Source organism: Veillonellaceae bacterium, assembly GCA_025992895.1.
GTDB lineage: Bacteria > Bacillota > Negativicutes > Veillonellales > Dialisteraceae > Dialister.
Map to the genome: position 1 here is coordinate 489,802 of DAJPGA010000001.1, position 21,964 is coordinate 511,765.

At 54.4% G+C, this 21,964-nt stretch carries 19 protein-coding genes; 14 read left to right on the forward strand and 5 right to left on the reverse strand.

The features are described 5' to 3' along the window. The first annotated feature begins 69 nt into the window (after nucleotides 1-69). The 6 genes from OIM03_01850 to OIM03_01875 all read left to right on the forward strand — a co-directional run bounded on the left by OIM03_01850 (nucleotide 70) and on the right by OIM03_01875 (nucleotide 5,757). On the forward strand, nucleotides 70-834 hold the full coding sequence (locus tag OIM03_01850) for a 6-carboxyhexanoate--CoA ligase (GenBank protein ID HJI73016.1): 765 nt from the start codon (nucleotides 70-72) through the stop codon (nucleotides 832-834). After that, nucleotides 824-1,987, forward strand: coding sequence for an 8-amino-7-oxononanoate synthase (gene bioF / locus OIM03_01855; GenBank protein ID HJI73017.1), 1,164 nt, complete (start codon nucleotides 824-826; stop codon nucleotides 1,985-1,987). Before OIM03_01850 ends, bioF begins: the two co-directional genes overlap by 11 nt. Before the next feature lie 19 nt (nucleotides 1,988-2,006). After that, the gene (locus tag OIM03_01860) at nucleotides 2,007-2,492 is read left to right on the forward strand and encodes a hypothetical protein (protein ID HJI73018.1); all 486 of its coding nucleotides are present in this window, start codon (nucleotides 2,007-2,009) and stop codon (nucleotides 2,490-2,492) included. A 153-nt stretch (nucleotides 2,493-2,645) separates the two neighbouring features. After that, on the forward strand, nucleotides 2,646-3,170 hold the full coding sequence (locus OIM03_01865) for a DivIVA domain-containing protein (GenBank protein HJI73019.1): 525 nt from the start codon (nucleotides 2,646-2,648) through the stop codon (nucleotides 3,168-3,170). 312 nt (nucleotides 3,171-3,482) lie between these two features. Beyond that, a complete protein-coding gene (locus tag OIM03_01870; GenBank protein ID HJI73020.1) occupies nucleotides 3,483-4,664 on the forward strand; it encodes an MFS transporter in 1,182 nt (393 codons plus the stop codon). 10 nt (nucleotides 4,665-4,674) lie between these two features. Next, nucleotides 4,675-5,757, forward strand: coding sequence for an alpha/beta hydrolase (locus tag OIM03_01875; protein ID HJI73021.1), 1,083 nt, complete (start codon nucleotides 4,675-4,677; stop codon nucleotides 5,755-5,757). Nucleotides 5,758-5,954: 197 nt separating this feature from the next. Here the strand turns inward: OIM03_01875 and OIM03_01880 are convergent, their stop codons facing one another. From OIM03_01880 to OIM03_01890, 3 genes are all read right to left on the reverse strand, one after another. Further along, a complete protein-coding gene (locus tag OIM03_01880; protein ID HJI73022.1) occupies nucleotides 5,955-6,839 on the reverse strand; it encodes a LysR family transcriptional regulator in 885 nt (294 codons plus the stop codon). Between the two features lie 87 nt (nucleotides 6,840-6,926). After that, on the reverse strand, nucleotides 6,927-8,000 hold the full coding sequence (locus tag OIM03_01885; GenBank protein HJI73023.1) for a 3-dehydroquinate synthase: 1,074 nt from the start codon (nucleotides 7,998-8,000) through the stop codon (nucleotides 6,927-6,929). 94 nt (nucleotides 8,001-8,094) lie between these two features. Further along, nucleotides 8,095-9,432: an MATE family efflux transporter gene (locus tag OIM03_01890; GenBank protein ID HJI73024.1), complete on the reverse strand. Its 1,338-nt coding sequence runs from the start codon at nucleotides 9,430-9,432 to the stop codon at nucleotides 8,095-8,097. A 523-nt stretch (nucleotides 9,433-9,955) separates the two neighbouring features. Here OIM03_01890 and aroF point away from each other — a divergent pair. The 8 genes from aroF (at nucleotide 9,956) to OIM03_01930 (ending at nucleotide 17,664) form a co-directional block, all read left to right on the forward strand. Then, on the forward strand, nucleotides 9,956-10,972 hold the full coding sequence (aroF, locus tag OIM03_01895) for a 3-deoxy-7-phosphoheptulonate synthase (protein ID HJI73025.1): 1,017 nt from the start codon (nucleotides 9,956-9,958) through the stop codon (nucleotides 10,970-10,972). Nucleotides 10,973-11,138: 166 nt separating this feature from the next. After that, complete coding sequence (locus OIM03_01900; protein HJI73026.1) at nucleotides 11,139-12,032, forward strand: prephenate dehydrogenase; 894 nt, start codon at nucleotides 11,139-11,141, stop codon at nucleotides 12,030-12,032. Next, entirely contained in the window at nucleotides 11,986-13,053 is a 1,068-nt protein-coding gene (gene aroB / locus OIM03_01905) for a 3-dehydroquinate synthase (GenBank protein ID HJI73027.1), read from the forward strand. Before OIM03_01900 ends, aroB begins: the two co-directional genes overlap by 47 nt. Nucleotides 13,054-13,063: 10 nt before the next feature. Continuing rightward, entirely contained in the window at nucleotides 13,064-14,350 is a 1,287-nt protein-coding gene (gene aroA / locus OIM03_01910) for a 3-phosphoshikimate 1-carboxyvinyltransferase (protein ID HJI73028.1), read from the forward strand. A gap of 9 nt (nucleotides 14,351-14,359) precedes the next feature. Further along, a complete protein-coding gene (aroC, locus tag OIM03_01915; protein HJI73029.1) occupies nucleotides 14,360-15,460 on the forward strand; it encodes a chorismate synthase in 1,101 nt (366 codons plus the stop codon). Then, entirely contained in the window at nucleotides 15,450-16,316 is an 867-nt protein-coding gene (pheA, locus tag OIM03_01920; GenBank protein ID HJI73030.1) for a prephenate dehydratase, read from the forward strand. The genes aroC and pheA overlap by 11 nt, the downstream gene beginning before the upstream one ends. Beyond that, the gene (locus tag OIM03_01925; protein ID HJI73031.1) at nucleotides 16,313-17,173 is read left to right on the forward strand and encodes a shikimate dehydrogenase; all 861 of its coding nucleotides are present in this window, start codon (nucleotides 16,313-16,315) and stop codon (nucleotides 17,171-17,173) included. Before pheA ends, OIM03_01925 begins: the two co-directional genes overlap by 4 nt. Beyond that, on the forward strand, nucleotides 17,170-17,664 hold the full coding sequence (locus tag OIM03_01930) for a shikimate kinase (protein ID HJI73032.1): 495 nt from the start codon (nucleotides 17,170-17,172) through the stop codon (nucleotides 17,662-17,664). The genes OIM03_01925 and OIM03_01930 overlap by 4 nt, the downstream gene beginning before the upstream one ends. A 129-nt stretch (nucleotides 17,665-17,793) precedes the next feature. On the opposite strand, the gene OIM03_01935 is transcribed toward OIM03_01930, so the two are convergent. Together OIM03_01935 and OIM03_01940 are read right to left on the reverse strand one after the other, a co-directional pair. Further along, nucleotides 17,794-20,832 carry an efflux RND transporter permease subunit gene (locus OIM03_01935; protein HJI73033.1) on the reverse strand — a complete coding sequence of 1,013 codons (3,039 nt, stop codon included), beginning with the start codon at nucleotides 20,830-20,832 and terminating at the stop codon, nucleotides 17,794-17,796. Then, nucleotides 20,829-21,920 (reverse strand): efflux RND transporter periplasmic adaptor subunit, encoded by a 1,092-nt coding sequence (locus tag OIM03_01940; GenBank protein ID HJI73034.1) that lies wholly within the window; start codon nucleotides 21,918-21,920, stop codon nucleotides 20,829-20,831. The genes OIM03_01935 and OIM03_01940 overlap by 4 nt, the downstream gene beginning before the upstream one ends. Nucleotides 21,921-21,964 lie beyond the last annotated feature (44 nt).

Sequence of the window (21,964 nt, forward strand, 5' to 3'; positions counted from 1 at the left end):
TGCTTCGGCATATTTTTTACCCATAAGGTTGACAATAATAACAATGCAAGTTGACAAAGGAGACCGTAAATGTTGTACAGTGTGAAGATGCGTTCGAGCCTGGGCGGGACCCATGGCAAGGGCGGGCGCCACATTTCTGGAGCGGAGCGGATTGTTTCTGAGGATCTGGTAGATGAGACGGTGATTTCCATGATGCGCCGGGCAAGGGAGCATGAGAGGGGATGCGCGGATTTCATTCAGGTGAAAGTGGAAGAGGTGCCGGATGCGGCGGTTTCGTACTGCCCGATGCTTCCGCTTTACCAGATCGACACGAGCGAGAAGAGCGAGGGACACAGGGCGGCGGAGGCTGAACTCATCCGCGCGGGCGTTTCTCCTCTGGCGGCCAGGCGTGGCATCGCTTCTCTGGAAGCACTGGAAGACAGCATGAGGGGAGCGATCGTGATGGATGCGGAGACGGGCGAAAGGCTCGACGGCCGCGGAGAGCGCGGGGTCCGCTGCAGCAATATGGACAGCGCAGACACGGCCGAGTATGAAGCAAAGATGCGCGGCAAGGGCCTTGGCGGCGATCATCCGCGTGAAGCGCTCGTCCTGGCATCGAAGGTGGCGCATGGGCCCGGCACGGTGGCGGAGCTTTGCTGGTCGGATGATCCGGACTATGTGACGGGCTACGTCGGTTCGCCGCTCCACGGCTATGGCCGCATTACGGTGATGAAAGACAAGGGCGATCCGGTCGGCGGGCGCGTTTTCTTCGTGAAGCACGGGACAGATGTCGCTCTTTATGAAGACTATATGCAGAATCAGACGGTATTGGTGAGGTTATCAAATGAGACTTGAAAATATGGGAAAAGCGCTGGATGAAATCCGTGAAGAAGGGCGCTTCCGCAGGGTGCAGGATCTTCGCATGGTGACGGCGTCGAAAGGTGTCCGCCGGGATGGATCGGAGTGCATTGTCTTTAATTCGAATGATTACCTTGGCATGACGCATGAACCGGAGGTCCAGGAAGCGGCCAGGGATGCCGTACGCTGGGGCACGGGCTCGGGCGGTGCGCGTCTGACATCGGGCGCTGTCTTTGAGCTCTCAGATCTGGAAAAGGAGCTCGCTTCTTTCAAGCATGCAGAAGATGCTGTCATTTTCAATACAGGCTACATGACGAACCTGGGCGTCCTCTATGCCCTCGGCGGCAAGGACGATGTCATTTTCTCGGACGCACTGAATCACGCCTCCATTGTCGACGGATGCAGGATTTCCCGCGCCCGCACGGTCATTTATCCGCATTCGGATATGGCTGCTCTGGAAGAACTCTTGAAAAATACGCCTGTGAGCGGGCAGCGTTTCATCGTGACAGACGGGGTGTTCTCGATGGACGGTGACATCGCGCCGGTCCCGGACCTGATCCGCCTCAAGGAAAAATACAATGCCTGCCTCATCGTCGATGATGCGCACGGTGTCGGCGTGATCGGTGAGACCGGAAGGGGCTCTGCGGAGCATTTCCACGTCTCTGGCATAGATATCCAGGTGGGGACGCTGTCCAAAGCGCTCGGCGCTGAGGGCGGCTATGCTGCTGCGACAAGGGAAATCTGTGATTACCTGAGGAACGTTTCAAGGCCGTTCATTTTCTCTACGTCCATCTCGGCCGTGACCGGGATGACGGCGCTGGCAGCTTTACGTCTTCTGGAGCGCGAGCCGGAGCGCTTCGTGGGACGCTTGATGGAGAATACCCGGTACATGAAGGAGAAGCTGGCAGAAGCGGGGATTCCCGTAGAGCCAAGTGACACTCCGATCATTCCCATCATACTGGGCGAAGAGGAAAAGACGCTCGCATACGCCTCCCGCTGCATTGAGGAGGGCATCCTTCTCTCTGCCATCCGTCCACCGACGGTGCCTGCCGGGACGAGCCGCATCCGCCTGACCGTGACCGCGGCTCACACGAAAGTAGAACTGGACCGCGCTGCTGCGGTCATGAAAGCGCATTTCCCCCTGCCCTAGCCATCGAAAGGAGCACCTTATGACCGTGACAGGAGAGAGACAATGGATCGTGGATATCTGTGAGACAGCGATGCTTTCCGTTCTCATAGCCGTCAGCGGAGTCTTCCGCATCCCGGGCCTTGTCCCGGGGACTGAGTTCCAGCTCTCAGCCCCGATTGCCGTCGCCATCTGCGGCGTCTTTGGATTTAAGAAATACCTGATCGCAGGGATTATTGCATCCCTCCTCAGCATGACGATGGGGACAGCGACCATCCTGAACGTCGCCGTCGCCATGACATTCCGCGTCGTCGTCGGCCTTGTGTGGCTGGCACTTGGAGACAGCCGCGTATTCTACGTGATTTCCGGGCCCATGGGAAGCGCCGCTGCCCGCGTCCTCATGTACTTCCTCCTTGGGAAGGGGCTCGAAGTCATGCTCATCGCAGCCGCTCCCGGCATGATCTATACAGCCGCGACCGCATGGCTTTTCGGGAAAATTTTCATGCGCTGCCGCCTGGGAAGACGATAAATACAGTAATGCACAGTACTTCCATTTCTGTAAGGAAAAAGCAAAATAGATGGGCAATTTTCATGCCATCTCCACGCTTTGACAAAAAAGAATTTGCCGAAACGCCGGATAGACAGTAAAATGGGGAAAGAATTCCCCCCAAGGAGGCAAATTATGATTACACCAATGGACATCCATAATAAGCAGTTCACGAAAGCCACCGTCCGTGGTTACAGCGAAGAGGAAGTCAATGATTTCCTGAACCAGATTGTCGCTGACTACGAACGCATCTATCGTGAACACCGCGAAATGGAAGAAAAACTTGACCAGATGAAAGCAAAACTGGCCAATTATGAAAAGATCTCCGAAACAATGACTGCCACCCTGCAGCTCGCCAAAGACACCGCTGAAAACGTGAAGAAGAACGCGCGCAGAAACGCAGATATCCTCGTCGCCAACGCCAAGGCCGACAGCGAAAAGCAGATCAAAGACGCGCAGGACTACCGCCGCACCCTCATCCACAACATGATGCAGACCGAAGGCAATATGAAATCCTACGTAGGCAAGATCAGAAAAGACCTCGAACTCGCCCTCGCAGCGATCGATGAACTCGACCGCATGAAAGCCCTTCTCGGCGATGGCGCAGCACAGGAATCCTTCGCAGAAGCTGAAACAGAAGCATCTGAAGAAGAAAAATAAAAAGAAAAGCAAAAAAAGACCGCAGAGATGTGGTCTTTTTTTCGTGGGAAATATAGGGACACGGTTTTAAGCGCAATGGGGCGTCCCCGTCAGGGGAAGAATTGCCTTTGGCCTTGCCTCGTAGAGGAAGGTGGTCCCGGAGGGACCGAATGAAGTTCATTTCTTCGAGCGACAGCTCGGTTGTATGGTTTTTCTCTTTCTCTTTTTTATTCCCTCCGATTCCATGCCTCACAGGCATATATTTTTAAAATCAATAGGTATTTGCTATCAAATATATATGGAAGATATACTATATGTCAAAAGGGGGTATTTATGAAACAGCTTCGTGTTTTTCTTTTCATACTGGCTGTCGGTGTGTTCGGAATTCTGAATACGGAGATGGGCGTGATCGGGATTCTTCCGGCGATTTCGGAGACGTTCGGTGTGACGGTTTCGAAGGCCGGACTTCTGGTGAGTCTTTTTGCTCTTGTCGTGGCAGGGGCGGGACCTACGATGCCGCTGCTTTTCTCGCGGTTCAACCGGAAGTATGTGATGCTCTTCGTGCTGGCGGTTTTCGTCATTGCCAATTTGATTTCCGCTTTCACGACTTCGTTTGATGTCCTTCTGGCTGCCAGGATCATTCCTGCTTTCTTCCATCCTGTCTACTGCTCGCTGGCGTTTGCGGCGGCAGCGGATGCGGCGCCTCCCGGAGAGGGGCCTGATGCGGTGGGGAAGGTCATGATCGGTACGGCGGCAGGCATGGTTGTCGGGGTCCCGGTCAGCAATTTCCTGGCTTCGGCGTTCTCGCTGGAAGCATCGCTGCTCTTCTTTGCGGCGGTGACGGCTCTGGCTTTCGTGGCCACCGTGTTCTGGATTCCTTCGATGCCGGTTGCACATGTACCGGGGTACGGGAGCCAGCTTTCTGTACTGAAGAAACCTGTCGTCTGGCAGGCGCTTCTGGCGGTCGTCTTCATGAATGGTTCGGTATTCGGCGTATTCTCTTACCTCGCTGATTATCTGGGCCGCGTGACGATGCTGGACGGCGCGATGGTTTCCGCGCTTCTCTTCGTGTACGGGATCGCCAATGTCATCGGAAGCTATTTCTCAGGCAGAATCATCATCCGCTGGCCGGTTTCTTCCGTACAGGCATTTCCTTTTGTGATTCTTGCGATTTATGCGGTGATGCTTTTTGCCGGGCATTCCGCGATTCTCATGCCGGCTCTCATCCTTTTCTGGGGGATTGCGGGCGGCGTGAACGCCAATATGAACCAGTACTGGCTGACAACAGCGGCTCCGGAGGCGAAGGCTTTTGCCAACGGGCTTTTCCTGACGGCGGCCAATATCGGGACGATGGCGGCTTCGATGTTCTGCGGACTCTTGATCGACCGCGCGGGAACAGCTTCAATCGTCTGGGGCGGCATGGCTTTTGCCGTCATCAGCGCATTTTGTATATTCTGGCGGACGGCCAATTCTGAAAGCCGTTTCGCATTGCTCCAGGGAGGGGTAGTCAATTAAAATGAATAAGATGAAATTTTTGATTTGCTGCGGTACTGCCGCATTTCTTCTCGGTCTTGGCGGACAGGCACAGGCCGCAGATTTCTTTGCACCATTGCCGAAGGTAACGCCGGAAGCGACAGATACAGCCGGTCATCCGGACAATTTCTACAAGAGTGACAAGGTCACGAAGACGACCGTTTTCTTCAACAATATCTATGACATGAAGGTCGCAGGAAATCTTTTCGTGCCGAAGAATCTGAAAGCAGGCGAAAAGCTGCCGGCTATCGTCGTCGGACATCCGATGGGCGCTGTCAAGGAACAGAGCTCGGATCTTTACGCACAGAAAATGGCAGAGAAGGGCTTCGTCACTCTCGCCATCGACCTTTCTTACTGGGGACAGAGCGCAGGAACACCGAGAAACAGCGTCAATCCTGACACCTATGCTGAAGACTTCAGTGCCGCTGTCGATTACCTGGGGACACAGGGCTTCGTCAATCGTGACAAGATCGGCGTCCTTGGCATCTGCGGAAGCGGCAGCTTCGTTATCAGCGCAGCCAAGATCGATCCGCGCATCAAGGCCGTTGCGACCGTCAGCATGTACAACATGGGCAATGCCAACCGCTGGGGCCTGAATAAATCCCAGAGTATCGAGCAGAGAAAGGCAGTGCTTGAGGCAGCAGCCAAGGAACGCTGGGCAGAAGTCGATGGTGCACCGACCGCGTATACCAGCGGCACGACCCATGCCATCGATGCGGATACGAATCCGATCCAGAAGGAATTCTATGATTTCTACCGCACCACCCGCGGCTCCTACACCACCCCCGGCGAAGATCCGGAACACACCACGCATCCGACACTCGTCAGCAACGTGAAGTTCATGAACTTCTACCCGTTTGAAGACATTGACACCATTTCTCCTCGTCCGATGCTCTTCATCACAGGCGACAAAGCGCATTCCAAGGAATTCAGCGAAGACGCATACAGAAGAGCCAAGGAACCGAAGGAACTCTACTACGTCAAAGGCGCAGGCCACGTCGACCTCTACGACAAGACCGACCTTATCCCGTGGAACAAACTGACCGAATTCTTCACCAAGTACCTGAAGGACTGAGGAAATAGGATTTTAAGCAGACCAATAAAAAACGCCGTGAAATCGAATCGTGATTTCGAAAGGCGCCCCCACGGGGGAGCTGATGCGGAGCAGCTGAAGGGGTGAAGTTCCATCGGCTGCAAGCCGGTTGTGTGGTTTTGCGTATGAACCTAATAAAAAACGCTGTGAAATCGAATCGTGATTTCACAGCGTTTTTATTATTTCTCCCCTGCTTCCCGGATCTTTGCGAGGAAGGCTTCTGCCGGGGCGGATAGGATCTGATGCTTTTTCCAGACAAGGGAAAGGGGCGAGGTGAGGAGCGGCGAGAGAGGACGGAAGGCGAAGGGACTGTCCTTTCCTGACGGTGCTATGTGGTCGAAGCAGAGGGCATAGCCCAGGCCCGAGCGGACCATGAGGGAGCCGTTGAAAAGGAGCGTGTACGTCGCGGCGATGTGGAGGCGGCTCATGGGAAATCCGAGCCAGCCGGAAAGCTCGTCGCGGGAGAGCGACTGGGAGGAAAGGATGAGCGGGATATCCAGAAGATCTTCTGCCGTGATGGCCTTCTTTTGTGCCATCGTATCATCCTTGCTCATGAGAAGGCCCCATGTGTCATGGTTGGGAAGAGGGAGGGAGTAGTACCGCTCAGTATTTTCCGCGCCCATGAGGACGGCGAAATCGAGAAGGCCCTTGTCGAGGCGGTCCATGACGATTTCTCCGTTTCCGCTGAAGAAGTGAGGAATGATCAGCGGATGCTCATCCTGCAGTGACTTCAGTGCATCTGTCACGAAGGACAGCGCTTTGCTTTCCCCACAGCCGATCGAAAGGTCGCCGCTTACTGTCTTCTCGCCAAGGGAACGGAATTCCTTCTCCGTGATCTCGGCCAGGCCCACGATTTCCTCAGCCCGCTGCCGGAGGAGCAGTCCTTCGCGTGTCAAAGACAGCTCGCGCCCGCCTCTTGAGAAAAGCGTCTGCCCGAGTTCTTCTTCGAGCTCCCTGATCTGGCGGGAAAGCGTCGGCTGCGTCAGGTGCAGTGCCTGCGCCGCCCTCGTCACGCTTCCTTCCTGCGCGACGGCAAGAAAATAACGGAGTACACGGATTTCCAAAATATCAGATCCTTTTTGATAAAAGACTAACACAAAAGGAGCTGTGAATGACGATCACTCGTTTTCACGGCTCCTTTCTTTGATTTCTTATTTCGTCTTCACGTACCTTGGAAGTTCTTCGACGGGTACGGTGTGGAGGAAGCCTTCTCCGATTCTCTTGAGGAGTGTCAGCTGGATTTTTCCTTCGGTGATGCGTTTGTCTTTGTACATCTGGGCAGTGAGGATTTCATCCGGGATGTTGACGGTCGTCGGAAGGGAGAGGGATTTCAGGACGTATTCAAGGCGTTCTGAGGTGCCCTGTTCTGTGAGGCCCAGGAGTTCAGAGCGGCGGGTCATGAGGTTCATGCCGATGGCTGTGGCTTCGCCGTGGGTGATTTTGGCATCATCATAGCGGTAGCAGCGTTCGATGGCGCCTCCGATAGTGTGGCCGAAGTCAAGGATGCGGCGTTCGCCTTTCGCACCCGGGTCGATTTCTACATAGTGGGCTTTGATGGCTACGCATCTCTGGATGATTTCCGGAAGGACGCGGAGGATGTCCATGTCAGAGCCTGCTTTTTCGAAGAGTTCGAAGAGGTCCTTGTCAGCGACGCAGCCCAGTTTCACGGCTTCGCCAAGCCCGTTGTGGAGGTAGCGGCGCGGGAGGGATTTCGCCATGGAGGGGTCGATGTAGACGGCAGCAGGCTGGTAGAACATGCCTACGAGGTTCTTGCCGGCTGTGATGTCCAGTGTGACCTTTCCGCCGATGGCGCTTCCGATCTGCGAGAGGACGGATGTCGGGAACTGGATGTAGCGCACGCCCCTGTGCCAGGTAGCTGCTGCAAATCCGGTGACGTCGCCGACGATGCGGCCGCCCAATGCAATCAGGATATCGTCATTTCCAAGGCCGAAGTCTGCCAGCGCTCCGTAGATGCTGTTGACGATCGGAAGGGAGCGGGATTTTTCCGTCCCGGGCACGACGATCATTTTCGCCTTGATGCCTGCTTTTTCCAGTGAGCTGACGAGACGCATGCCGTACAGCTTGTCGATAGTGTCTTCTGTGATGACGGCTGCTTTTTCAGCGCCGGTCAGGTCCGCGATGGCGGAGCCTGCTTTGTCGATCAGTCCGTTTTCAATGTGGACGTCGTAGGAATCGCTTCCCAGATTGATGTGGATTTTTTCCATAATCCGTTCCTCCTTCAAGTATGCTCTCTTTGCTTTCATTATAGCATGAAGAAAGAAAAAACGCCCATGAAATGGGCGTAAATGCTGTGCCATATTAAGCCATGTCGGCGAGGATCCTGTCCCAGCCGCGGGCTTTGAGTTTCCTCATGAAATAGCCTGCGCAGGTGGCGCGGATCATCTGGTCGAGGACGAGTGCCATCCATACGCCGGTGAGGCCGAGGCCGAAGCCGTAGAGGAAGAGGCCGGTCATGATTGGGCGCAGGAGCGTCACGGAGAAGAAGGAGTAAGCAGCGACTTCCGCCGTCCTTCCGCTGCCGCGCAGGATAGAAGATCCGATGATGCCGTAGGCTTCCGGGAAGGAAACGAAGGCGACGAAGATCATGATGATGGAAGCGGCTTCAGGCGCGATGCCGTCGCCGGAGTAGATGGTGAAGATTTCATTCCTGAAAATGAGCGTCAGGAGAAAAACAGCACAGGACATGTAGAAGGAAAGGCGCATGCCACTCTTCTTGTAGGCTTTCCAGTCTTCTTCACTGCCGCGGCCGCAGGACTGTCCGGCGGTGACCATGCTTGCCTTGCCGAAGCCCGTGATGAAGTCCCAGTAAATGTCGCAGATATTCATGCAGACGCTGTGGATGGCAAAAGGAATGGGGCCGAGGCCTGCCGCCATGCGGGAGAAGATGACCATGCCGGCTCTTTCGCTGCCCTGTTCGCTTAAGATACTGCCGAAGATCGGAAGGATCTGGCGGAAATAATCTTTGTCAGGGACATAGGATCCTTCTGCGAAGAACTGATCGTTCTTCAGGACCAGTGTTGTCGCAATGAGAGTAAAGAGGGTGGCAAAGACAGTGCCGATCGCCGCACCGGCGACTCCCATGGCCGGGACGGGGCCGATGCCGAAGATCAGGACGAAGTTCAGCATGACATTGATGATATTTCCTGCCACGTTCGTATTCATGATGACAGCCGTCTTGCCATAGCCGAGCTGCACGGCCTGAAGGATCAGCGTCAGCGAGGTGAAGTATGTCGCAATGAGGGCCGGGACGCTGTAGTCCATGGCCAGAGAAATGTAATCCGATGTCGCTCCCATGAGGTAGAGGATATCTTCCAGGAAAAGGAAGAAAAGGATGTGGAGCAGGCCAAGAAGGAGCGCGCAGACAGTGAGGGATTTCTTCATGATGGAAGAAGATGCCTCTTTTCCTGCTTCGTCTGCTTTCCTTGAGACAAGGAGCGTCACAGAGGAGGCCAGCGATCTTGAGAAGCATAGGAGCACGAGTCTTGGCTGGGCGAAAATGCTGACTGCTGCGATCGGGAGAGCTCCGAGCGTGCCGACCATGATGAGGTCTGTCGAAGCGAGAAGGATCATGAAGAGCCCTTCAAAGGCGGCAGGCAGCGCGATTTTCAAGTAAGTTTTGTTATATGAATTCGTCATGAGGTTCTTGTTCCTTTTGCTTGTTCAGCAAAAAGCCCGGTCTCCTTTGAGAAATCGGGCAATTTCCTTTAATAATATTCTAACTTAAATGAGTCATTTTTTCAATCTAAAACGGTCGATATACGTGGGCGAGAACTCGACGTCCCGTAGGAAACAATCCGTTCAGGAAACTGATTTCCATGCCTTGTGCGGCATATGATAAATATTTCATGCGATTTATGCATACTATTTGACAGGATTTCCCAAATCAGCCTATACTAAGCCAACATCTAAGAAGGGAGGGGTCATCATGAGACAGGCAGCTATGGCAGCAGCATACGTTTATTACCGCGGTTATTACTTTACCCGCGGCTATTTAGCGTACCCGTCTCATGAGCCATAACCCTACCCTTTACCGGACGATCAGGACAGACTCAGGAGAGCCTGTCCTTTTTTTATTACCCGGAAGCAGGATGGAAGCATAGAGCAAGACCAAAGAAACCGCAGAAGCGGATGGAGCGCCCAAGGGGCAAGGAGGATTATTATGATTATCGTTATGAAGGAAAACACACTGGCACTGGAAATTGAACGTATGGTGAAATCTCTCGAGGACAGAGGATTCCAGATCGACAAGAGCACCGGGTCAAGAAAAGTCGTACTGGGACTTGTGGGAGACACATCGGCCCTGGATGAGAGGGATTTCATGGGCCACGAATGGGTCGACCGCGTCATGCGCGTGCAGGAGCCGTACAAGAGAGCGAGCCGCGCTTTCCATCCGGAGGACACGATCGTCGATGTCTCCGGCGTCAAGGTCGGCGGAAAGAAGCTCGTCGTCATGGCAGGACCCTGCTCGATTGAAACGCCCGAGCAGATCCACGGCATTGCGAAAGAAGTGAAGAAATCCGGCGCAGCCATCCTTCGCGGCGGCGCATTCAAGCCAAGGACCTCCCCGTACTCTTTCCAGGGACTCGGTGAAAAAGGTCTCGACCTTCTCCTCTCGGCCGCCCGTGACAATGACCTTCCTGTCGTCACTGAGCTCATGAGCGCAGACAAGATCGGCACCTTCCTTGAAAAGAAGATCGATCTCATCCAGATCGGCGCCAGAAACATGCAGAACTTCGACCTTCTGAAAGCCGTCGGCCGTCTGAATGTGCCGGTCCTCCTGAAGAGAGGGATGTCAGCCACGATCGAGGAATGGCTGATGAGCGCCGAATACATCATGAGCGAGGGCAACCACAATGTCATCCTCTGTGAAAGAGGCATCCGCACCTTCGAAAAGGCGACAAGAAATACGCTCGACCTTTCCGCCATCGCCGCCGTGAAGCGCATGAGCCACCTGCCGATCATCGTCGATCCCAGCCATGCGACGGGCAAGAGATGGATGGTCGAATCCATGGCCATGGCAGCCATTGCAGCCGGCGCAGACGGCATCATGTGCGAAGTCCACAACGATCCGGAAAATGCATGGTGCGACGGCGCTGAATCCATCACGCCGGAGACCTTCGACCATATGATGAAGAAGCTCCGCGAAATCGCACCGATCGTCGGACGTGAACTGTAAGAAGAAAATCCATAGCAGAAGGAAATCCGCAGTATATATAGTATAAAAATAAATATAGAAGCAGAGCAGAACAGGAAAAAATACTATTTCCACGGATTTTCATTTTCGTATACAATAGAGTAAGAATCAGTGAATTTCATAGTCAGGCAGAAAGAAAAGGGAGAATATGAGTACAAGTGACTTCAGCAAGATTACCGTCGGCGTCATCGGGCTGGGCCTTATGGGAGGTTCTTTCGCCAAACGGTTCAAGGAAATCGGAAACAGGGTTATCGGGATCAACCGCACGAAGAGTGCGGAAGAAGCGCTCCGGATGGGAATCATCGATTCCGCAGATCCAAAGGATCTCAAAGAGTGCAGGATCATCGTCTTCTGCACGCCGGAGAAAGCGACGAAAGCATTCCTGGAAGAGAATCTTTCTCTTCTTGCCAGGGATGCCATCCTGACCGATATCGCAGGCGTCAAGGACGGCTTTGCAGACATTGCAGAGTCTTTGATCCTTCCGACGCAGGATTTCATTTCCGGACACCCCATGTGCGGCAGGGAAGGCGCAGGCCTTTCACAGGCATCGGCAGATATTTTCAAGGGCGCGAATTACATCGTGATCCCCAGGCGATCAAACAGGAAGGAAAATGTCGCACTCATCGAAGAGATGATCAGGGCGCTTGGATGCGCGCATGCTCCGGCCGTGACGGCCCATGAGCATGATGAGATCATCGCATACACGAGCGACCTGCCCCACGCAGCGGCAGCGGCTCTGATGAACAGCGCCTCCTACAGGAAGGACACGAACCGCTTCACCGGCGGCTCCTTCAGGGACGAGACGCGCGTGGCAGATATCAATGAAGAACTCTGGACATCGCTTTTCCTGTCGAACAGGGAAAATGTCCTTACAGAAATCGAACGGTTCGAGGCAGCGCTTGAAACGCTGCGGCGTGCCATCGAAGAAAAGAATGAAGACAGCATACGGACCTTCCTTTCGGAAGCGGGCCGGAGAAGAAGGGAATGGGACAGCCATGGCAGTAGTAAATATGGATCTAGGGAAAGAATCGTACAAGATTGAAATCGAAAGAGGGCTTCTTCCTCATATCGGGGAAAAGATCAGGAAACTGACGAAGGCGCAGAAGATCGCCGTCATCACGGACAACCATGTCCAGGCGATTTACGGGGACAAGATCCGCGAATCCCTGCAGCAGGGCGATTTTCACGTGCGCATCATTGAAATGCCGGCCGGCGAGGAGAATAAGAATATCCACGTCCTCGAAGGCGTCTACAATGAGCTCTGCGACTTCAACCTTTCCAGGGACGATGCGATCGTCACCTTCTCGGGCGGCGTCCCGGGCGATCTTGGCGGATTTGCGGCGGCCTCCTACATGAGGGGCGTACCCTTCTTCCAGGTGCCGACGACGATTCTTGCGCAGATCGACAGCTCGGTCGGCGGAAAAGTCGCCATCGACCTTCCCGGCGGCAAGAATCTGGCGGGTGCTTTCTACCAGCCAAAGGGCGTCTTCATCGACCCCGATCTCCTCGATACACTTCCCACGCGCTACGTCCATGACGGCCTCGCAGAAGCCCTGAAATACGGATGCATCGGCGATCCCGAACTCTTCGAGCTTCTGGAAAATATCGGAAGCGAAGAAGATCTCCGGAATCATATGGAGGAAATCATCCTTAGGAGCGTCCTTCAGAAGAAGAAATTCGTCGAGGAAGACCGCTACGACAATGGCAGCCGTCAGATGCTGAACTTCGGCCATACGATCGGCCATGCCATCGAAAGGTATTTCAACTACTCGACCTACACCCACGGCGAAGGCGTTGCGATCGGCATGTGCCTTCTGACTGAGCAGACGGAAAAGCTGGGCATCACGGAGAAGGGAACGGCAGAACGCGTCATCCGCGCCGTCCGTCATCTCTCCCTTCCGACTTCGATTGCTGTCCCTGCTCTGGAGCTTATCCCGCAGATCATGCATGACAAGAAGCGGCGCGGCGGAGAAATCACCCTCGTCGTACTGGATAAGATTGGAAAAGCTCACCTCCTCAAAGTGAAGACGGCAGAGCTTGAGAAATACATCGTCACAGAATAGCAGGTGCATCATGATTATCAAAATCACACCGCAGACATTGGACGGCACGATCCACGTTCCCGCGTCAAAGAGCATGACACACAGGGAGCTCATCGCCTCCGCGCTTGCCCAAGGTTCGTCGATACTCCGGAACGTCACCATGTCCAAAGACATCGAAGCGACCATCCGCATCCTCCGCCAGTTCGGCGCTGTCATCGATGTGGAAAAAGGAGAGAAAGAAACCCTCATCCATGTCACGGGCGGCCTCAAAAAGCAGGAAGGGACAATCATCGCCGATGCCGGCGAATCAGGCTCGACGCTTCGTTTCCTCATCCCGATCGGCATTTATTCAGGAAACCGCGTCCAGTGGACCGGCCGCGGGCGCCTGTCTGAAAGACCGCTCACGCCTTACTACGATCTTTTCGATGAAAAAGGCATCACATACCAGGCTGAATCCGGCGGCCTTCCACTGACCGTTGAAGGGAAATGGGAAGGAGGCCTTTTCGAGCTCCCGGGAAATGTGAGCTCGCAGTTCTTCACGGGCATCCTCTTCATCCTTCCGCTCCTTGAAGGAGGCTCCGCTTTGGAAAGCACGACTGAAGTCGAGTCGGAAGGCTACATCAATATGACGATCGACACGATGAGGAAGAGAAATATCGCGCTGACGCTCCGCCGGGCAGGCCATTATGAAGTCTTCGGCCCGCAGGAGTACGAGCCGGCAGACACCGTTGTCGAAGGCGACTACTCGCAGGCTGCTTTCTGGCTCGCAGCCGGACTTTCCGGAGGGACGGTCAAGCTGAAGGGGCTCACAAGAAATTCCCGTCAGGGCGACCGCGCGATCCTCGATATTCTGATCCGCATGAATGCATTCCTTGCTTTCGAGCATGACGACATCATTGCCGTCGAGTGCCAGACAGAGGGAACGGTGATCGATGCCAGGGACTGTCCGGATCTCGTTCCCGTTCTGGCGGCGCTGGTTTCTGTCAGCAAAGGAAAGACGGAAATCGTCAATGCAGCCCGCGTCCGCCTGAAGGAATCTGACCGCCTCCATGCAATGGCTGTCGAGCTGAATAAGATCGGCGCGATGGTAGAAGAAACGAAGAGCGGCCTTATCATTGAAGGCGTGCCGGCCCTTACCGGAGGCACCGTTTCCTCCTGGAACGACCACCGCATCGCCATGGCTCTTGCCTCCATCTCGCCCCGCTGCAAGGAACCGCTCATCATCAAAGGCGCCGAAGCCGTCGCCAAGTCGTACCCGGGCTTCTGGGACGATTTGGCCTCGATTTCCCGCATTCCGCCTGAAGTCATCAAAGAATAAGGAGGGCTAATGGGAAATACATTCGGAAACACGCTTCATCTCACCATTTTCGGCGAATCCCACGGGACCGCCATCGGCTGTGTCATCGACGGCCTTCCTGCCGGGATTACCATCGACTGGGACAAGGTCTCCTTTGAAATGCGCCGCCGCGCTCCGGGTTCTTCGCCTCTCTCAACGCCAAGGAAGGAAAAGGATGAATTCGAAATCCTTTCCGGTTACTTTGACGGGCATACGGAAGGGGATTCCCTTGCGATGCAGATCAGGAACGGCGATCAGCATTCGAAGGACTACAGCCGCCTGAAGGATGCCATGCGCCCGGGCCATGCCGACTACACGGGCCATGTGAAATATGACGGATACAATGATTACAGGGGAGGCGGCCACTTCTCCGGACGCATCACCGCGCCCCTCACCTTTGCCGGCGCGATTGCCAGGCAGATCCTTGCCAAGGAGGGCATCGTGATCGGCGCCCATGCGCTTTCCGTCGCAGGCATTATGGATTTCCCCTTCGACCCGATGGGCGAAGAACGGGATCTTTTTGAGAAACTTTCCTCCATGCGCCTTCCCGTCATTGACGGCGAGCAGGGGGCAGCGATGGAAGAAGCCATCCTTGCCGCACAGAAGGAAGGGGACTCCGTCGGCGGACAGATCGAATGCATGGCCATCGGCCTTCCTGTCGGCATGGGCGAACCTTTCTTTGATTCCCTCGAAAGCGAAATGGCGTACATGGCATTTTCCATTCCGGCCGTGAAATCCATTTCCTTTGGCGACGGAGAAACGCTCGCCGGCATGAGAGGCTCGGAAGCAAATGACCCCATGCGCTATGAAAACGGGAAAGTGAAGACGATCACGAATCATAACGGCGGCGTCCTGGGCGGCATTTCCAACGGGAACCCGCTCCGCTTCACCGTCACGATCAAGCCGACGGCCTCCATCGGAAAACGGCAGGAGACAGTCGATATTTCCAAGAAAGAGGACACGATGCTTTCGATCGGCGGACGCCATGACCCCTGCATCGTCACGCGCGCCATTCCTGTCGTCGAGAATGCCGCTGCCTTCGTCCTTCTGGACCTGCTTCTCACGGGAAGGAGGTACCACTATGGCCGATGAAATGAAAAAACTCCGCGTCGGATGCTACGGCGCGAAGGGATCCTACACGTATGAAGCCATGGAGCGCCAGTTCGGTGAAAGGGAGAGAGAAGAGCACTACTACCCGCTCTTTGAAGACGTCCTCAAAGCCGTCTCCGAAGGCGCCATCGATTACGGCGTCGTCCCCATCGAGAACTCCTCGACCGGCGGCATCACCGAAGTCTATGACCTCATCATGAAGTATGACTGCGCCGTCGTCGGCGAGCAGCTGATCAAGATCGAGCACAACCTTTTGGGCGTGCCGGGCGCGACGATCGAGGATATCGACACCGTCTACTCGCATCCGCAGGGCTTTGCCCAGTGCCGTCCCTTCTTCAATGAGCACAGGGACTGGACGCTGAAGCCGTATTTCTCGACCTCAAGGAGCGCCGAGAAGGTCGCAGAGGACGGGAAGAAGAACCAGGCGGCTGTCGCAGGAAGGGCTGCTGCCAAGCTGTACGGCCTTTCCATCCTGAAGGAAAATATTTTCTTCAACGACAGCAACTGCACCTGCTTCTTCGTCATCGGGCCGCACATGGAAATCACGGAAAAGTCCGACAAGATCACCCTCGTCATTGCCGTACGCCACGAGCCGGGGGCCCTTTACCACGTCCTTGGCTACTTCTTTTACGGCGGCATGAACATGACACACCTCGAATCCCGTCCCATGGCAGGGCGGCCTTTCGAATATTTCTTCCACATCGACGTCACCGGCCGGCTCATGGACCCGTCCAACCAGCACACGCTGAAAGGCCTCGAATCGATGTGCACCTATTTCAAAATACTGGGAAACTATCCTTCCTGTATCAGTGAAGAGGAAAGAAAGGAGCTGCGATGAAACTTGGGCTTATCGGAGAAAAGCTGGGACACAGCCTTTCCCCTGAAATACATCAGAAGATTTTTGAAAAACTGGGCATCCGCGGCACCTACAACCTGCTTCCCATTGCCAGAATGAATCTGAATGATACCGTCGAATCCCTCCTTGAAAACATGGACGGTTTCAACGTCACCATCCCTTACAAGACGGATATCATGCCGTTTCTGGACGAAATATCCCCTGAAGCGAGGACCATCGGCGCTGTCAATACCGTCGCTGTCCGTGACGGCAAAAGATACGGCTACAACACCGACTATGATGGCTTTGCCAGAACGCTCGACAAAATAGCAGCCGACGTCAAAAACAAGAAAGTCTTCGTCATGGGCCATGGCGGAGCCTCGCGCGCCGTCGTCCAGTGCCTCCACGACAGAGGCGCAGGCGCCATCCTCATCGTCAGCCGCTGCCCTGAGGCCGTCGATGAATCCTTCCAGGAATTTGCAGAAAAGAGAGACTGCCTCATCATCGACTACAGCATCCTCAATCAGGAAGACGGCTACCTCCTCGTCAATGCCACCCCCGTAGGCATGTACCCGAAAGCAGGCTTCTCCCCCGTGCCTGCCGAGGTCGCTGAACGCTTCGACAAGGTCATCGACCTCATCTACAACCCCTCCGAGACAAAACTCCTCTCCGATGCCATGAATGCCGACAAGTCGAACGGCCTCTACATGCTCGTCATGCAGGCCATCCGCGCCGAAGAAATCTGGCTCGGCCATGATATTCCCGAATTCGTCGCCATGGAAATCGTCGAAGAAATGAAACAGCTCCAGAAAGAACGCGTCGAAGCAGAAAAGGCCAGAGAAAAGAAGGCAGGCCTATGAGGAACATCATCCTGATTGGCATGCCCGGAAGCGGCAAGACTACCTTCGGCAAAGCCATCGCCGAAAGACTCGGCCGCCCCTTCATCGATGCCGATGACTATCTTGAGGAAAAAGAAGGAAGAACCATCGCCTCCCTCTTCGCCATTTCCGAAGACGCCTTCCGCGACGCTGAAGAAAGGACCATCCGGGACCTCTCCGAAAAAGAAAACCTCGTCATAGCCACCGGAGGCGGCGTCATCAAAAGAGAGGTCAACATAGAGAACCTCAAGAAAAACGGCCACATCTTCTTCCTTGATCGCGACGCCAAAGATATTGCCAGCGACGTAGAAGTAGAAAAACGCCCGCTCCTCAAAGACGGCCCCCAGAAAGTCTACGACCTTTATCAGGAACGAATCACCCTCTACCGGAATGCCGCCGATACTATCATAGGCAACCACGGAAGTGAAGAAGAAGTCCTCAAAAAGATCCTTGCAATCATTGAAGGACTGTGAGTTGGAATATAAATGTAAAAGAGCCATGAAAATGAACATTCATCTTCATGACTCTTTTTTTGTGGAGAATTCGGGCGTCCCGTCCGGCAGCGTGGAAGAAGGTCCGCGGCGAATCAGGTCAGGAATGTCTTACTTTTTATCTTTTTGTTTCCAATGATGGATCAGGTCATAAATCACAGGAACAACGACGAGCGTAAGAAGGGTGGACGTGGTGACGCCTCCGATGATGGCATGTGCCATCGGAGCGCGGGTTTCAGCACCGGGGCCGATACCTAAGGCAATGGGGAGCATGCCGAAAATCATGGCGATACTCGTCATGAGGATAGGGCGGAGACGGATGGTGCCGGCCTCAACGAGCGCTTCTTCGCAGGATAATCCAGCCTGCATGCGCTTCTTGGCAAAATCAATAAGAAGGATGGCATTCTTCGTGACAAGACCCATCAGCATCATGATACCGATGAGAGAAACCAGGCTCAGTTCGCTCCCCGCGATGAAGAGGCCTGCCAGAGCGCCGATCATGGCAAGAGGGAGGGAGAACATGATGGCAAAAGGCTCGCTGTAACTTTCGAATTGGGCGGCCAGGATCATGAAAATGAAAGCAACCGCCAGGGCGAGCGCCATTGCCATATTGGAGAAGGAATCGTCCATGTCGTTTCCTGCACCGGCCTGCCCGACAGCATATCCGGCAGGAAGCTGGATCTTTTCGATGCTCTCGAAAAACTGCTCGTTTGCCTCGCCCATAGATGTGCCATCGACATTGGCAGAAAGGCGGATTTCCTTTTGCCGGTCATAACAGCGGACGTCGCTGGCGCTGGTGGAGTATTGCCAGCCCGCGGCCTGGGACAGCGGGACAAGAAGCGGATGGCCGCCTGATTCGTGATCGCTTGGCACATATACCTTCTTAAGCATATCTGCATGGCTCCGCTCACCGCCTGTAAGACGCATGCGGATATCCACCCGTTCATCCTTGTCGTCGAACTGTCCGATGGTTGAACCGTTCAGCAGCGTATGCATGGTGCTTCCCAGTGCGCTAGAGGAAATGCCGAGATCGCTCGCACGGTCTTCATTGAGCGTAAGGTTCAGCTTGGGAAGACCCGCATGGTACGTCGATGCTATGTCTACGACGCCTGGAATCTTTTCAAGCTTTTCCTGCAGATGGTCGGCCAGGGGGACAAGCTCTGACTGGGAAGGACCTGTGATGGAAATGGCGATTGGCTTGTCTTCGCTTTCGATGAAATCGGCGCGTACACCGGGGATTGCATTCAGCTTCCGGCGGATATCCCGGATGACTTCCTTCTGGGAATGGCTGCGCTTCTTTTTCGGAGTCAGCTGGATGAAGAAATTTTCTTCGCGATTGGCGGCATATGCATACACATGGCTGATTTCAGGCGATTTCTCCAGAACGGAAGTAAGCAAAGCGGTCTGCTTATCTATTTCCTCTACCGTGGCATCCGAAGGCGCCTGTACCTTTATCGTGAATTGCGACTGGTCCGTTGAAGGCAGGAATGTCGAACCCAGCATGGGAAGGAGACAGAGGCTGATCAGGAAAAGGCTAAGGGCAGCCCCGATGACACGATACCGGTATCCGCGAAGAAGCAGGCGGAGCGTCTTTGCATACCATTTCGTCAGACGTCTGAAACCGCGCTGCCATAAGAGCCAGGGCTTTTTCAGGAATCTGGGCATGGACGGCTCTCCGACCGGGAGGTAGAGGGCTGCCATCATCGGAGTGAGGGTAAAAGATACAAAGAGGGAGAGTATGACGGCAAAAGCGATCGAAAGCCCGAATTCCTTGAATATCTGCCCGTCGATTCCTGACATGAAGCCGACGGGAAGGAAGACGGCGGCGACAGTGAAGGTCGTTGCCATGACAGCCAGCGCGATTTCCTTTGTGCCGTCGATGGCAGCCGTCCTCGCATCTTTTCCCATCTGGCGGTGGCGGATGATGTTTTCAATCACGACGATGGCATCATCGATGAGAAGCCCGACGGAAAGCGACAGCCCGAGAAGGGACATGCTGTTGATGGAGAACCCGGCCAGCTTCATGAAAGAAAAGGTTGATGCAATCGAGGCAGGGATGGCGAGGGCGCTGATGACGGTGCTGCGCCAGTCGCCCAGGAACCAGAAGACAATCAGGACGGCAAAGATGCTCCCGATGAAAAGGTCGAACCATACTTCTGTAATCGATTCGGAAATACGCGATGCATCATCCTTGATGATATGGAGTTCCATGCCCTGCGGCATCTCAGCAGAAATTTCCCTGAGAGCCTTCTTGACGTCTGTCGCTACACTGACGGCATTGCCGCCCGACTGCTTTCCGATGGAAATGCCGATGGCGGGCTTCCCGTCATAGCGGGCCGTCGATGTGACATCCTTGATGGTATCCGCAACGCTCCCGATCTGCCAGAAGTAAATGGGCGTATTGTCACGGGTGCCGACGATGACGGAATCAAACTGGCGGACATGATCGAAATTGCCGGCAGTGCGCACGGAAATCTGCTGCCGGCTGTCCTTGAGATTTCCGGCAGGCACATCCTGATTGACGAGTTTGAGCTGCTCGCCGACTTCAGCAGCAGAAAGGCCGAAGGAATTCATCTGGTCCTGATCCAGCAAGAGCTGGATTTCCCTTTTCTGCTGGCCATTGATCGTGAGCTGGCCGACGCCGTTGATCTTCTGAAGGCGCGGCTTCACTACGTCTTCCACGAAGACGCTGATCTCGCGCAGGCTTGCCGTTTCTGAAGTAATTGCGACAGAAATGACAGGCTGCGCATTCATGTCATAACGGGAAATGACAGGCTCCTTGACGGAATCAGGAAGATCGCCGCGTATGGCGCTGACCTTGTCCCTGACATCCTGTGCGGCCTGGGAAGGATCGATGCCGAAATTGAATTCCACATTGACCTCGGATTCGCCTTCCCTGGAAACGGACTCGATATGCTTGACGCCTTTTGCTTCGCTGACAGCCTCTTCGACCTTCTCGGTGACTTGCGAATCGACCTGTTCCGGCTGCGCTCCCTCATAGGTAATGGATACCGAAACATAGGGGAAACTCGTATCAGGCATTTCATTGACATTCATTTTTGAGTAGTTCAGGATGCCCATCAGGATGAGCGCGGCCAGTATGACCGTCGCGAAGACAGGGCGCCTGATGCTGATTTCAGGTAAATTCATTGCGCTTCTCCCTGCTGCAGCGGGCTCCCGTCTTTCAGCATGTCCAGATTATCCGTCAGGATGACCATGTTTTCAGAGGCGCCCTTTGTGATTTCTATACGATCACCGATAATATCACCGGTTTCTACACGGACCTTCTTTGCCTTTCCATTTTCTTCCGTAAAGACATACCGGATGCCCTTCTGGCCAAGGACAGACCGTATCGGGACGGAGAGGACCTGCCTGGGCTCGCCGAGCTTGACCTGCGCCTGGACAAACATCCCCGGCTTTAAAAGCTGGCCTGGATTATCCACCTTGATTTTCACCTGGAACATGCGGCTTTCCTTGCCGGCAACGGGGCTGATCACATTGACATGGCCCGTGAAAACTTTGTCCGGATATGTATCCACCGTGATATTGACGCTGTTTCCCATGTGAAGGTATGCCATATCCCGCTGCTCCACCTGGATGACGATATGGACGGCATCGAGCTCTTCGACGGTCATGACCTGCGAGCCGTCTGATACGTTCTGCCCGGAGGTCAGGTTCTTATTGGCAATGACGCCGGAAACGGGACTTACAACGGTGGCATCGGCTACCTGCTTTCTGGCGCTGCTTAAATTGGCTTCGGCGGAATCGTAGTCCGCCTGGCTGGCAAGCATCTTTGTGTGGTAACTTTCAAGCTGCTGGCGGGAGCAGGCGCCCTTTTCGTACAGAGAAGCATATCTTTCATATTCATCCTCATCATTGTTGTACCTGGCCCGCGTCTGGTTCACATTGTTCTGGGCGACACGCAGATTGTTGCGGAGTTCCACGGAGTCCATCACGAAAAGAGGCTGTCCGGCTTCTACGGATTGTCCGTCCTCGACCAGGACATTGGTGACATGGCCGGAAAAACGGCTGCTTATAATAGCGGAAGTGAGACCTTCGACGTTTCCTGGAAGAGGTTTGATAGAAGGTTTCGTTGTAAGTTTTACTGTATCTCTTGAAACGGAAAGGGGCATGTTCGTGGAAGCTTCATCTTCTTTTCCAAATATCCGCCATGCCATCGTAAGCAATACGAGGAGCATCAGCCCCAGCATCAGCAGCCGCACTTTATGATTTTTCATCGCGTTCTCCTTTATTGACTTGGGTCAGTAACAACTGAAAATAA

What these genes read in the sequence shown, in the direction of transcription:
- OIM03_01850 (HJI73016.1), top strand. Translation starts at nt 70, where the DNA reads ATGTTGTACAGTGTGAAGATGCGTTCGAGCCTGGGCGGGACCCATGGC.
- bioF (HJI73017.1), top strand. Translation starts at nt 824, where the DNA reads ATGAGACTTGAAAATATGGGAAAAGCGCTGGATGAAATCCGTGAAGAA.
- OIM03_01860 (HJI73018.1), top strand. Translation starts at nt 2,007, where the DNA reads ATGACCGTGACAGGAGAGAGACAATGGATCGTGGATATCTGTGAGACA.
- OIM03_01865 (HJI73019.1), top strand. Translation starts at nt 2,646, where the DNA reads ATGATTACACCAATGGACATCCATAATAAGCAGTTCACGAAAGCCACC.
- OIM03_01870 (HJI73020.1), top strand. Translation starts at nt 3,483, where the DNA reads ATGAAACAGCTTCGTGTTTTTCTTTTCATACTGGCTGTCGGTGTGTTC.
- OIM03_01875 (HJI73021.1), top strand. Translation starts at nt 4,675, where the DNA reads ATGAAATTTTTGATTTGCTGCGGTACTGCCGCATTTCTTCTCGGTCTT.
- OIM03_01885 (HJI73023.1), bottom strand. Translation starts at nt 8,000, where the DNA reads ATGGAAAAAATCCACATCAATCTGGGAAGCGATTCCTACGACGTCCAC.
- OIM03_01890 (HJI73024.1), bottom strand. Translation starts at nt 9,432, where the DNA reads ATGACGAATTCATATAACAAAACTTACTTGAAAATCGCGCTGCCTGCC.
- aroF (HJI73025.1), top strand. Translation starts at nt 9,956, where the DNA reads ATGATTATCGTTATGAAGGAAAACACACTGGCACTGGAAATTGAACGT.
- OIM03_01900 (HJI73026.1), top strand. Translation starts at nt 11,139, where the DNA reads ATGAGTACAAGTGACTTCAGCAAGATTACCGTCGGCGTCATCGGGCTG.
- aroB (HJI73027.1), top strand. Translation starts at nt 11,986, where the DNA reads ATGGCAGTAGTAAATATGGATCTAGGGAAAGAATCGTACAAGATTGAA.
- aroA (HJI73028.1), top strand. Translation starts at nt 13,064, where the DNA reads ATGATTATCAAAATCACACCGCAGACATTGGACGGCACGATCCACGTT.
- aroC (HJI73029.1), top strand. Translation starts at nt 14,360, where the DNA reads ATGGGAAATACATTCGGAAACACGCTTCATCTCACCATTTTCGGCGAA.
- pheA (HJI73030.1), top strand. Translation starts at nt 15,450, where the DNA reads ATGGCCGATGAAATGAAAAAACTCCGCGTCGGATGCTACGGCGCGAAG.
- OIM03_01925 (HJI73031.1), top strand. Translation starts at nt 16,313, where the DNA reads ATGAAACTTGGGCTTATCGGAGAAAAGCTGGGACACAGCCTTTCCCCT.
- OIM03_01930 (HJI73032.1), top strand. Translation starts at nt 17,170, where the DNA reads ATGAGGAACATCATCCTGATTGGCATGCCCGGAAGCGGCAAGACTACC.
- OIM03_01935 (HJI73033.1), bottom strand. Translation starts at nt 20,832, where the DNA reads ATGAATTTACCTGAAATCAGCATCAGGCGCCCTGTCTTCGCGACGGTC.
- OIM03_01940 (HJI73034.1), bottom strand. Translation starts at nt 21,920, where the DNA reads ATGAAAAATCATAAAGTGCGGCTGCTGATGCTGGGGCTGATGCTCCTC.